We start from the raw sequence: 11,941 nt of genomic DNA, 5'->3' as shown, positions 1-11,941 counted from the left end.
GGAGCCGAGGTGTCCCTCCCCGGCCGCCGGCCGGCGTCGTCCGAGGGTGCGGCGTTCCGCGTGCTCCCCGTCACCCGGCGGGTTTCCTCCGCCACCTGCCGGTTCCCTCGGACGGACGAGGTCGTGGGATGCACACTAGGAGCCTGGCGGGCCTGCCCGATTCCGTCATATGACGTAGTCGGGTGACGGCGGTCGGCCGGGGCGCGGCAGGGGGCAGTGATGAGCGACGGAGCCGGCGACGCGAGGGACGGGCTGCTGGTCGGCAGGGACGCCGACCTCGGCAGGCTCGGCGCGTTCCTGGCCGAAGTCCCGCGCCGCGGAGGGTCGTTGGCGCTGGTGGGCGAGCCGGGCGTCGGCAAGTCGGCGCTGCTCGCCGCCGTCGCCGGGAGCGCCGAGGCCGCCGGGATGCGGGTGCTGCGCGCGGACGGTGTGCAGTACCGGGCGCAGTTGAGTTACGGCGCGCTGCGGCAGTTGCTGACGTCGGTGCCCGAGGTCCGCGCCCGCGCGGCCGAACTGCCGCCCCTGGCCGGTGTCCTGGGCCTGGAGCACGACGCGGCGCCCGGCCACCGGACGGTCGTGGAGGCCGCGGCGGCGCTGGCCGCCGCGCTGTCCCGCGACCGCCCCGCCCTGCTGGTGCTGGACGACGCGCAGTGGCTTGACCGGTCGAGTGCCGTCGTCCTGGGGCACGTCGCCCGTCGCCTGCCGGGCACGGCCACCGGTCTGATGTGCGCGGTCAGGCTCGGCGAGGAGAGCTTCTTCGACCACAACGGCCTTCCCCTGCACGAGTTGGGGCCGCTCCCGGAGGCCGCCGCCGACGAGCTGCTGCGCCGCCGCTTCCCGACGCTCGCCTCGCGGGTGCGGCGGCGCGTGATCGCCGAGGCCGAGGGCAACCCCCTGGCGCTGCTGGAGCTGCCCGCCGCCCTGACCGAGCCCCAGCGGCGCGCCTCCCAGGCCCTGCCCAAGCGGCTGCCGCTGCCGCAGCGGCTCCAGTCGACCTTCGCCTCGCGCATCAGGACGCTGCCACCGGCCACCCGGCACCTGCTGCTCGTCGCCGCGCTGGAGGGCAGCGGCACCATGATGATCGTGCGCCGCGCGGTGGCCGGCCGGTGCGATCCGAAGCACCTGGCCCCGGCGGAGCGCCTGCGACTCGTGCGCGTGGACGACGACATGGGGCGCGTGCACTTCCGGCACTCCCTCATCCGCTCCGCCGTCGTGGAGCTGTCGACCAGCGACCAGCGCCGGGGCGTCCACCGCGCGCTCGCGGCGGCGTGGGCCGCGGTCCCCGAGCGGCGCGCCTGGCACCTGGCCCAGGCCGCCGACGAGCCGGACGAGTCGATCGCCGCGCTCCTGGAGGAGGCCGCCGACGTCGGCACACGCCGCGGCGACGGGCCCAACGCCGTCGCGGCGCTGGTCCGTTCGGCCGAGCTGAGCCCCGCGGGCGACGCGTACGCCCGGCGGCTGGCCAAGGCGGCGTACGTCGGCGCGAATCTCACCGGCGACGTACGCGACGTACCACGCCTCCTGCACGACGCGCGGCAGGCGTCGCCGGACGCGGACTCCCCGGCCGTCGCGGTGGCCGCCGCGCTGTACCTGCTCAACAGCTACGGGGACATCGACACCGCGCACCGCCTGCTGTCCGGCGCCGTCGCGCTCCAGCCCGAGCCGTACGACCTCACGGACGCCACGCTCGTGGAGGCCCTGACCACGCTGCTGATGGTGTGCGTGCACGGCGGCCGGCGCGAGCTGTGGTCGGAGCTCGACGCGGCGCTGGCGAAGTGCGCCGCCGTCCCCGACACCCTGTACCTGCTGCGGACCACCTTCGGCGACCCGGCCCGCGCCCGCCCGGCCGACTGGGCGCGGCTCGACACCGCGATCCGGACCCTGCCCGGCACGGCGGACCCGGTGCGGATCGTCCGGATCGCCACCGCCGCCGCGTACGGCGACCGCCTGCACGCGATGGAGGCGCCGCTGCGGCTCACCGCCCGCGGCGGCCTGGACGGGCAGAACATCTTCCCCGCCATCCAGGCGTCGTTCCTGTGGAGCAGCCACGCCTGGTTCACCGGCCAGTGGGCCGAGGCGCGGCAGGTCGCGGAGCAGGGTCTGCGGTGGTGCGAGGAGATGGCCTATCCGCTGCGCTCCTGGACCGGCACATTCGTCCTCGCCTGCCTGCACGCGGCCTGCGGCGAGTACGCGCGGGCCCGGCGGCTCGCGGACCGGATGGACCAGTGGGCGGGTTCCCGCAGGGGCTACGCCGTCGGCTGCTACGCCGCCCACGCGCGGACGCTGACCGCCCTGGCGCTCGGCGACTTCGACGAGGCGTACCGCCACGCCTCCCGGATCACGCCGCCCGGGACCTTCGCGCCGTTCGCCGGGCACGCGGTGTGGGCGGTTCTCGACCAGGTCGAGGCGACGGTACGGACCGGGCGGCGGGACGAGGCCGCCGCGCACGTACGGGCCGCGCGCGACGCCGGACTGGACGCGGTGTCACCGCGGTTGGCGATGGTGCTGCTCGCGTCGGCCGCGCTGACGGCGGACCGCGACGACGAGGCCGTACGGGGTTTCGGCCAGGCGCTGGCCGTCGAGGGCGCCGAGCGCTGGCCCTTCGACCACGCCCGCGTCCAGCTCTACCTGGGTGAACGCCTGCGCCGGAGCAAGGCGCCCGGCCGGGCCGGGCACCTGCTCGGCGCCGCCGCGGCCGGCTTCGAACGGCTCGGCGCCCGCCCCTGGGCCGACCGGGCCAACAAGGAGCTGCGCGCCTGCGGCATCCCGGTCGCCGCGCGCTTCCCGCCCGAGGGCCCCGCCCTGACACCGCAGCAGTGGGAGGTCGCCCGGCTGGCCGCCACCGGCCTGACCAACAAGCAGATCGGGGAGCGGCTGCTGCTGTCGCCGCGGACCGTCTCGACCCATCTCCACCAGCTCTTCCCGAAGTTGGGCATCACCTCGCGGGCGGCGCTGCGGGACGCGCTGGACCGGACGGAAGAGCGGCGAGCCTGAACTTTTATCGTACGAACACCAATCCGCGGGCACCTCGGCTCCGAACTACCTCACGTATGAGGCCAGTCCGCGAGAGGAGTGCCATGGGACTCCTGACCGTCGACGTCCGCGCCACCCCCGCGGGCGCGGTCGTCGCACTCGCCGGAGCGCTCGACTACTCCACCGCGCCGCAGGTCCGCGAGGCCGTCGAACGCCTCACCCTCGCGCCCGGCCGACAGCTCGTCGTGGACATGGGCGGGCTGGACTTCATCGACTCCAGCGGCCTCAGCACGCTGCTCGCCGCCCACCACCGGGCGGAAGAGGCCCACGCCCACACCGTCCTGGCCGCGGTCCCCGAGCGGTTCGACCGGGTCTTCCGCGTCACGGGACTCGACCAGGTCTTCACCGCGGCGCCGAGCGCGGACGCGGCGGTCGAGGCGTGGACGGCGGAGCGGGGGACCGCGGGTGACCGGTGGACGGCGGACCGGGGGCACCGCGGGTGACCGGTGGACGGCGGACCGGGGGCACGGTGGGTGACGGGTGGGGGACGGAAAAGAAATTCCTGAGTCTTCGTGCGTGCGACGCGTGAGAGGGGGTACGTGCCTGGGGTCACAGCCGACGACGTTGGGCGAACACATGACGGCGATCACGCACGACCCGGGAACCACCGCACTGCCGACCGGAGTCGGCCGGAGCGTTCCGGCCGTGGGTGAGGTGCCGCAGGTCGCGGACCCGGCGAAGGTCTCGCCGAAGGACGCCCGCGAGCTGTCGAAGCTGTACTTCGACCGCCTCCAGTCGCTGGAGGAGGGCACCGAGGAGTACAGCCGCGCGCGCGGCACGCTGATCGAGATGAACATGTCCCTCGTCCGCTTCTCCGCCCGCAGGTTCCGCAGCCGCGGCCCGCAGGAGTGGGAGGACATCGTCCAGGTCGGCACGATCGGCCTGATCAAGGCGATAGACCGGTTCGACCTGTCGCGGGAGACGGAGTTCACCACCTTCGCCATCCCGTACATCGTCGGCGAGATGAAGCGGTTCTTCCGCGACACGTCCTGGGCCGTCCACGTACCGCGCCGCCTCCAGGAGCTGCGGGTCGAGCTGGCCAAGGCCCGCGACCACCTGACCGCCGTCCTGGACGCGCCGCCGACCCTCGCCGAGCTGGCCGCCTACCTGGAGATCACCGAGGACGAGGTCGTCGAGGGCCTGGTGGCCGCCAACGGCTACACCGCGGGCTCCATCGACCTGCCCGCCGGTGACGACGGCGAGGACGCCGGACGCTCGTACGCCGACACCATCGGCGCGGCCGACCCGGCGATGGAACTCGTCGAGGACTTCCAGGCGCTGGCTCCGCTGCTGGCGAAGCTGGACGACCGCGAGCGCAGCATCCTGCGGATGCGCTTCGGCCAGGAGCTGACCCAGGCCGACATCGGCGCGGAGCTGGGCTACTCCCAGATGCACGTGTCCCGGCTGCTCAGCCGGACCCTGGCCAAGCTGCGGGCCGGGATGCTCACCGACAAGTAGCCGCCGACCGGCCAGCAGGACAGCCCCACGGCACGGAGCACCACGGCCGCCGACCGGACAGCGATCCGCTCGGCGGCCGAGCTGTGCGCGGCTCGGCTCAGCCCGGCTCAGCCCGGCTCAGCGCCCGGGCAGCCAGTCCCGCAGCCGGATCAGGCCGTCGCGCAGATCGACCGGCCGTCTCGTGGCCGCCGGACCGGCCTGGTCGACGGCCGCCGCGGGACAGGCGTGTCCGCCGAGGCCCGCCAGGACCACCGCCTCGCGCTGCCGGGGCGTCAGCCGCTTGAGGTCCGTCCGTACCCGCGGGTCGGCGCGGATCTCCCGCAGCCGCCCGAGGATCGCGTCCAGGGTCGGGCCGACGTCGGTCCGTACGGCCTCCGTGTCCCGCCCGGACCTGAGCAGGCCGACCAGGCTTCGGTGGACGCGGGTGACCGCCCAGGTCAGGGCGTCGGCGTGGGCGGGGTCGAAGCGGGGCGCCGTGCGCCAGACGTCGACCAGCGCCTCGCGGGACAGCTCCTCGGCCCGCACCGCGTCGCCCGTCATGCAGTGCGCCAGGCCGTAGGCGGCGGGCGCCAGCAGCGGATAGAGCCGGTCGAAGGCGTCGCGGTCGCCCTTGCCCGCGCGGATGAGGAGTTCCCGCACGTCCGCGCCTTGCCCCGGGTCACCGCTCGTATCGCCGCCACCCGTACCGCCGACCGCGCTGCCGCTCGTACCGCCGACCGCGCTGCCACCCGTACCGCCGCTCGTACCGCCACCCGTACCGTTCATAAATGGTGAGCTTCCCTCGCAGACCGTTCCCATACGCGGCCAAGGCTCCCACGCCACCGCAGACCGCACCCACGAAAGCCGCCGGGACCCGGTCGTCGGCGCCGAACGGGCCGTTCGCCCGCGCGACCCGGGGGGCAGGCCCTCATACTGGATCAGGGACAGGTGTTCGGATCGTTGCGGCGGGAAGCTGGCAGGGGTCCGGAACGCGTGGTTGGCTGGCGCGCGAAAAACGCCGTCTGACGGAACGGGCAAGGGTTGTGGCGGGAGCGATGGAGTACCCGGGCGGCGTACGGGCGGACGGGTTGCCGGCCGTGCTGTCCGACCCCGGCCGGCTGGCGGCGCTCGACGCCAGCGGCATGGTCGGCTCCGCTCCGGAGCGGGTCTTCGACGATCTGACCAGGCTGGCGGTGTCGGTGACCGGCGCCGCGATCTCCGCGATCACCTTCGTCGGCGAGACGCGTACGTACTGGAAGTCGGTACCGCACCTGCCCTACGGGGACGTGGAGAGCTGGCAGAACGCGGTGGGCGACAGCTTCTGCTACTTCGCCGTCGGTGAGAACGGGCCGTTCGTGGTGGAGGACGCGGAGAAGGACCCGCGGACGGCGGGGCATCCGGCGATCGGACCGTGGGGCGTGGGCGCGTGGGCCGGATTCCCGATCGTGACCACGGACGGGCAGCCGATCGGCACCATGTGCGTGATCGACGCCAACCCTCGGGTGTGGACACCGCAGGAACTGGAGACGATGTCGGTCCTGGCGCGGGCGGTGTCCAACGAGATCAACGTGCGGATGTCGCTCGACCGTGTGCACACCGCCCTCCAGACCGCCGAGAACGCGCTGTCGACCGCGCAGGGCGCGCTGGCCGCCTCCCGCGAACTGGCCCGCAGCCTCCAGGACAGCCTGCTGCCCCCGGCCCTGCGCCCCGTGCCGGGTGTGGACGCCGCCGCCCTGTACATCCCGGCGAGCGGCGACATCAGCGTGGTGGGCGACTTCTACGACCTGTTCCAGGCCCGCGGGGCCTGGTGGACCGCGGTCATGGGCGATGTGTGCGGCAAGGGGACCGAGGCGGCCAAGGTGACCGCGCTGGCCCGCTACACCCTGCGCGCGGACGCCGGTGAGCACCTGTCGCCCGCGGCGGTGCTCGACCGGCTGAACACCGCCATGCTCGCGCAGGGCGCCCCCCGTTTCCTGACCGCCGTCCAGACCACCTTCCGCGCCAGCGGGTCCGGGGTGTCGGGGCGGCTGTGCCTGGCGGGACACCCGCCCGCCCTGATCCGCCGCGCCGACGGCCGCGTCCGGCAGGCCGGCACCCCCGGCACCCTCCTCGGCGTGGTCGACCCGGTACACCTCTCCGACGTCCGCTTCCGGCTGACCCCCGGCGACCTGCTGCTGCTCTACACCGACGGCGCCTGCGAGGCGCGGCCCGACCCGCGCGGCGCGGAGCCGCGCCGGCCGATGTTCGACGAGGCCGCCCTCGCCCGTACCCTCGGCGACACCCACACCATGGGCGCCGCCGACACCATCGAGTACATCGCCGACACGCTCAGCGACTACCACGGCGGCTGGGCCAGCGACGACACCGCGCTGCTCGCGCTGCGGGTCCCGCCGCGCGCCTGACCCGGCCGGGTTCTCGTTCCGCGTACGCGTTCCGGTGCGGTGAGGTTTCCCCGTGGTGACGTGCCGCCGTGGTGACGTGCCCGTGCGGTGACGTTCCCGAGCGGTGACGTGCCGGGCGTTCCCCAGCGGTGTCCACAGCCTGTGGACCGGCCGCGGCGGGGTTCGAGGAAGCGCGGGGCGCGGGGCGCGGGGCGGGGTGTGCGGCGTGCGTACGGGGAAGCGCGGGGCAGGCGTGGGGGGTGTGCGTACGATGATGCCGTTCCGGTGCGACATCCGGCCGGCCGTCTGCTGGGAGGGCGAGATCGACCTCTACGCGGTTCCCCCTGCCCGTGCGGCGCCGGTCGTACGACGGCCGTCGAGCGGTGCCGCGTGATCAGCGACCGCATGGCCGAGATCCTGCGGGCGCTCCAGACCTCGGACTGGCCGGACGTCGCCGGTGGAGTCGCCGAGACGCTCGGCGTGGACGGCATCGCGATCAGCGCGGGCAGCCGACCCGGCGCGTCGGAGGTCCTGTGGTCCTCCGGTGCCGGAGCGCGCGCCTTCGAGGATCTCCAGCTCACGGTCGGTCAGGGCCCGGGACCCGACTGCCTGGCCGGCGGCACCGCGGTACGCGTCCCCGACCTGGGGCTCACGCCGGCCGGCCGCTGGCCCGCCCTGCTGCGGGAGACGCCCGCGCTCAGCGTACGGGCGGTGTTCTGTTTCGCGTTGCGCGTCGGCGCGATCACGCTGGGCGTGCTGACGCTGGTCAGGGACGCGCCCGGCCGCCTGACCCCCGAACAGGACGGTGACGCGGGTGTCCTCGCGGGCCTGCTGACCCGGCGTTTCCTCGACCCCGGGGACGCGTGGACGCCGTCGGCCGGTCGTCCCGGCCTGTCCGCTCCCGGCCTGTCCGCTCCCGGTATGCCCGGCCCCGCTCTGCCAGCCCCCGCCCTGCACCAGGCCGTGCTGCACCAGGCGACCGGCATGGTCAGCGTCCAGCTCGCCGTGCCGCTGGCGGAAGCGCTGCTGCGGCTGCGCGCCTACGCGTACGGCAACGACCGTCCTCTGGCCGACGTCGCCCGGGACGTCGTGGCCAGACGGCTGAGGATGGTCCCCGACCCGAGCCCCGGTCAGAGCCCAGGTACGAGCAACGATCCGGGCACCGATCAGAGCCCCGGTACGAGCACCGAACCGAGCCGCGGCCCGAGCACCGATCCGAACCCGCCTTCACTTGCAGCAGACAAGGACTGACGCCATGACGACCCGCGAACAGCAAGTCACCGAGGTCTTCGTCGAGGTGGCCGACTTCCTGATCGACGACTTCGACGTGATCGACTTCCTCCAGAAGCTGTCGGTGCGCTGCATGGAGCTGCTGGACGTCGCCGCCGTCGGCGTCCTGCTCGCCGACGAGAACGGTGTCCTGCACGTACTCGCGGCCTCCGACGAACACACCAGGCTGCTGGAGCTGTTCGCGCTCCAGCACGACCAGGGTCCCTGCGTCGACTGCTATCACGACGGCGAGCCGCGGACCAACGTCGACCTCGGCGCTCCCGAAGTGGCCGCCGCCTGGCCCCAGTTCACCGCCGGGGCCGAGGCCACCGGATTCGTCGCCACCAACGCGCTGCCGCTGCGGCTGCGCGGCCGGGTGATCGGCGCGCTGAGCCTCTTCCAGACCGACCCGGAGCCGCTGACGGACCAGGACGTGACCCTCGCCCAGGCCCTCGCCGACGTCGCCACCATCGCGATCCTCCAACAGCGCACGCTCGCCCACGCCGAGGCCGAACGCGACCAGCTTCAGTACGCACTCAACGCCCGCATCACCATCGAACAGGTCAAGGGCATCCTCGCCGAGCGCTGGCACCTGGGCGTCGACGAGGCGTTCAGCGTCTTCCGCTCCTACGCCCACGCCCACGGCCGCAAACTCTCCGACCTGGCCCGCGAGATCGCCGACGGCACGCAGGCCACGGAGACCATCCGCACCTTTCCGACGCGCGCGCCGCGGACGGGCGGGTAGGAGCGGGACACTCAGGCGCCGGGACGCCCAGGCCCCGGGGTGGTCAGGCACCGGGACGTCAGGCACCGGGACGCCCAGGCCCTGGGACGCTCAGGCCGGTGTGAACACGACCTCGAAGTCCCGGACGTGGTGGGCGATTTCGCCGGGCGGCAGGACCGCCGCGTCATCCGGCGAGCTGCCGAGGGACCTGGCCTGGCTGACGAACCGCTGGACAGCGGCCCGCTTACGGGCGGCCACCTCTTCCGGCAGCCGGACGAGGGACGCCGACGCCCACGGCACGCGGGGGTCGCCGGGGCGGGCCCAGTGCCACATCCACACGGGATAGAGCAGGCAGGGCACCGACGCCTTACGGGCGGCGGTCAGCGCGGCGCGGCCCGCGGCCTCGTGGTCGCTGTGGACGTCACCGGTCCACGGCGCCAGGCACAGGTCGGCGTCGGACAGCAGCGGCACCAGGGCCGCGGCGACCTCGTCCTCATGGCCCGCCACCTCGGTGTCCGCCACTCTCAGCCGGACGATGTCCTGTGCGTCGGCGCCGAGTTCGGCCAGGGCCTCGCGCAATTCCGCGGCCCGGATGCCGACGAGCTGATGGGACGTGATGGCCGTGCTGTCGGCGTGGGACAGTTCGCCGTCGGTCACCGACACGACGGTGACCGCCACACCGGCCGCGGCGAGCAGCGCGATGCTGCCGCCCACCCCCAGCACCTCGTCGTCGGGGTGCGCGGCCACGACCACCACCCGTCCGGCGGTGGGCAGTTCGGTGTCGGCCAGGTGCGCCCAGCCGTCCCAGGCGCGCCAGTGCTCCTCGTCGGTGCCGGGCGCCTGGAGCGGATCGGCGTGCTCGGGACTCTCGGTGTGCGGGGTGTCGGTGTGCTGCTCGGGGTTGTGCGGGGTGTCGTGCTGGTCCATCAGGATGTCTCCCTACCGGCCACGGGGCCGCCCGGTTCCGCGCGATTGGTTTCCTTGACGCCGTGCGCGATGGCGTCGGTGTCGAAGCCGCCCTCGGTGATCAGGCGGGCCAGGTGCGAGATCTTGTGCTGACGCGCTCGGGCGAAGGAGCGCAAGGTGGCGAAGGCCTGGTCGAGGGACATGTTCCAGCGCTCGGCGAGGATGCCCTTGGCCTGTTCGACGATGATCCGGCTGTTGAGCGCGTACTGGAGCTGGTCGCGTTCCGCCTCGGCGTGCGCGAGGGTCCGCTGCTGGAGGATCGCGATGGTGGCCACGTCGGCGAGGGCCTGGCCGAGGACGATGTCCTCCGGTCCCAGGGGCGCGGGGTCGGTCCTGAACAGGCTCAGCGCGCCGATCACCCGGCCGCGCAGCCGCAGCGGCAGCGCGCTGGTGGCGGCGAACCCGCTCTCGTGGGCGCCGCGGCCGAACAGCGGCCAGCGCTCGACGGCCTCGTCCCCGGTGAGGTCGACGTTCGTACGGGGCCGCCCGTCGCGGTAGCAGTCGACGCACGGGCCCTGGTCGTACTGGAGGGCGAACAGCTCCAGCAGCCGGGTGCGTTCGTCGGAGGCGGCCAGCAGGTGCAGGGCGTCGTACTGGTCGGCGAGCAGGACGCCGACCGCGGACACGTCGAGCAGATCCAGGCAGCGTACGGAGAGCTTCTGGAGGAAGTCGATGACGTCGAAGTCGGCGGTCAGGGAGTCGGCCGCCTCGACGAAGACCTCGATGACCTGCTGTTCTCGGGTGGGCATGGCGTCAGTCCTTGTCTGCGGCGGGCGGGAGGGGTTCGGCGTCGGGGGCCAGCCGCAGTCGCCTGGCCACGACGTCGTGGGACACGTCCGTCACGGTGCGCCCGCTGCCGTACGCGTGGGCCCGCAGCCGCAGCAGGGCGTCGGCGAGGGAGACGGCGAGCTGGACGCTGACCATGCCGGTCGCCTGGTGGACCACGGCGTGATGGAGGAAGGGGAGGGGGTCCGGCGGGTCCGCGGGGTCCGGCGGGTTCATCGGGTCCGGCGGGTTCATCGGGCCCCGCGGGTTCACAGGGTCCTGAGGCCGCACACGATCCGCCTCTTGGCGTGCCCGACCGGCACCGTCCAGGAAGTACCTGGTCAGGGCGGCGGCCAGGATCGCCGCGTCGGCGCTCTGCCCGCCGGTCAACGGCCCCGGCGCGCGCCGCACCGCGGTCAGCACCCCGAGTCCGATCCCGCCCATGCGCAGCGGGAAGCAGAAGACCGCGCGCGCCGCCAGGCCGGGCGCCTCCATGACCAGCTCGGGCCAGCGGTCGTGCCGGACGCGGGCCAGATCCGGCACCCGTACCGTCGTACCGCTCACCATGCAGTCGGGTCCCGGGCCCTGCCCCAGTGTGAGCTGGAGGTCTTCGAAGCCGCGCGACACGTCGTCGGAACACCACAGCACCTCGGTCCTGCCCGGCTCGTTCCCCAGCGAGACGGCGACGCCGTCCACCTCGAGGGCCGCGGCGCCCGCCACGGCCACCGCGGGCGACCCCTGGCCGTCCTGGAGCAGACGCAGTGCCTCCGCCAGGCGCTCAGCCGCCATCGGGCACCACCGCATACGGCCTCACATGGCCTCGATTTCCCGAGCGCGGAAGGAACGACGGACGGAGACCGGTCACGCGGTCATCGCGTTCGCGTAAGGGTGAACGGTCATCCGTTCAGCGGTTGTGGGTTCCGCCCGTCACGGCGAGGTGGTCCGCGGGAGATCCGCGGCCCCGGTGGCGGCATCGCACTCAACCGACTGCGCCAGGGGCAGGGACGCTCCTTCCACCCTACCTCCCGGGTGTCCGCGGGCACCCTGACGTCAGACCGTGCGCCCGGCCGGGAGGTCGGCGGCACGGCGCAGAACCGACCGCAGTTCCCCGGCCGCCGCGGGCGCCGGCCCCCCGGTGCGACAGCGCCACCGCCGCCGCGACCGCGTCGACCGCCCGCTCCGGATCGCGGCACAGCGACAGCGCCAGCGAGAACAGCGCGTCCGCGTGCCGTTCGTACCCGCCCAGCTCGTACGCGCCCAGCGCGCCGCTCGCCGGAATCCGCTCATGGGGGTGCTGCGTCAAAGCCCTCACCTGCTCAAACCGTGCGTTCGGACAACCGCCGGGGGCAGGGGCCCACCCCGTACG

At 74.0% G+C, this 11,941-nt stretch carries 11 protein-coding genes; 6 read left to right on the top strand and 5 right to left on the bottom strand.

Going from position 1 to position 11,941, the window contains the following annotated elements:
- Positions 1-219: 219 nt before the first annotated feature.
- From ACIOC1_RS04045 to ACIOC1_RS04035, 3 genes are all read left to right on the top strand, one after another.
- Positions 220-2,994, top strand: coding sequence for an AAA family ATPase (locus ACIOC1_RS04045; protein ID WP_401851686.1), 2,775 nt, complete (start codon positions 220-222; stop codon positions 2,992-2,994).
- An 83-nt stretch (positions 2,995-3,077) separates the two neighbouring features.
- Positions 3,078-3,476 carry an STAS domain-containing protein gene (locus tag ACIOC1_RS04040; RefSeq protein ID WP_401851684.1) on the top strand — a complete coding sequence of 133 codons (399 nt, stop codon included), beginning with the start codon at positions 3,078-3,080 and terminating at the stop codon, positions 3,474-3,476.
- 133 nt (positions 3,477-3,609) lie between these two features.
- Complete coding sequence (locus ACIOC1_RS04035) at positions 3,610-4,491, top strand: SigB/SigF/SigG family RNA polymerase sigma factor (RefSeq protein ID WP_401851681.1); 882 nt, start codon at positions 3,610-3,612, stop codon at positions 4,489-4,491.
- Positions 4,492-4,608: 117 nt separating this feature from the next.
- Here ACIOC1_RS04035 and ACIOC1_RS04030 read toward each other — a convergent pair whose 3' ends face one another.
- Positions 4,609-5,256 (bottom strand): sigma factor, encoded by a 648-nt coding sequence (locus ACIOC1_RS04030; RefSeq protein ID WP_401851678.1) that lies wholly within the window; start codon positions 5,254-5,256, stop codon positions 4,609-4,611.
- Positions 5,257-5,525: 269 nt separating this feature from the next.
- On the opposite strand from ACIOC1_RS04030, the gene ACIOC1_RS04025 reads away from it, so the two are divergent.
- The 3 genes from ACIOC1_RS04025 to ACIOC1_RS04015 all read left to right on the top strand — a co-directional run bounded on the left by ACIOC1_RS04025 (position 5,526) and on the right by ACIOC1_RS04015 (position 8,865).
- Positions 5,526-6,872, top strand: coding sequence for a GAF domain-containing SpoIIE family protein phosphatase (locus ACIOC1_RS04025; protein ID WP_355340044.1), 1,347 nt, complete (start codon positions 5,526-5,528; stop codon positions 6,870-6,872).
- A 369-nt stretch (positions 6,873-7,241) separates the two neighbouring features.
- Entirely contained in the window at positions 7,242-8,102 is an 861-nt protein-coding gene (locus ACIOC1_RS04020) for a GAF and ANTAR domain-containing protein (RefSeq protein ID WP_401851676.1), read from the top strand.
- A 4-nt stretch (positions 8,103-8,106) separates the two neighbouring features.
- The gene (locus ACIOC1_RS04015; protein WP_401851674.1) at positions 8,107-8,865 is read left to right on the top strand and encodes a GAF and ANTAR domain-containing protein; all 759 of its coding nucleotides are present in this window, start codon (positions 8,107-8,109) and stop codon (positions 8,863-8,865) included.
- A gap of 90 nt (positions 8,866-8,955) precedes the next feature.
- Here ACIOC1_RS04015 and ACIOC1_RS04010 read toward each other — a convergent pair whose 3' ends face one another.
- The 4 genes from ACIOC1_RS04010 to ACIOC1_RS03995 form a co-directional block, all read right to left on the bottom strand.
- Complete coding sequence (locus tag ACIOC1_RS04010; RefSeq protein ID WP_401851672.1) at positions 8,956-9,771, bottom strand: PIG-L deacetylase family protein; 816 nt, start codon at positions 9,769-9,771, stop codon at positions 8,956-8,958.
- On the bottom strand, positions 9,771-10,559 hold the full coding sequence (locus ACIOC1_RS04005) for an ANTAR domain-containing protein (protein WP_401851670.1): 789 nt from the start codon (positions 10,557-10,559) through the stop codon (positions 9,771-9,773). The genes ACIOC1_RS04010 and ACIOC1_RS04005 overlap by 1 nt, the downstream gene beginning before the upstream one ends.
- Positions 10,560-10,563: 4 nt before the next feature.
- Positions 10,564-11,364 carry a GAF and ANTAR domain-containing protein gene (locus ACIOC1_RS04000; protein ID WP_401851667.1) on the bottom strand — a complete coding sequence of 267 codons (801 nt, stop codon included), beginning with the start codon at positions 11,362-11,364 and terminating at the stop codon, positions 10,564-10,566.
- Between the two features lie 229 nt (positions 11,365-11,593).
- Positions 11,594-11,878 carry a hypothetical protein gene (locus ACIOC1_RS03995; protein ID WP_401851665.1) on the bottom strand — a complete coding sequence of 95 codons (285 nt, stop codon included), beginning with the start codon at positions 11,876-11,878 and terminating at the stop codon, positions 11,594-11,596.
- Positions 11,879-11,941: the final 63 nt, after the last annotated feature.

The organism is Streptomyces sp. NPDC088197 (assembly GCF_044741185.1).
Classification (GTDB): domain Bacteria; phylum Actinomycetota; class Actinomycetes; order Streptomycetales; family Streptomycetaceae; genus Actinacidiphila.
Note: the sequence above shows the minus strand (reverse complement) of the source record. Positions and strands in the feature narration are given on the sequence as shown.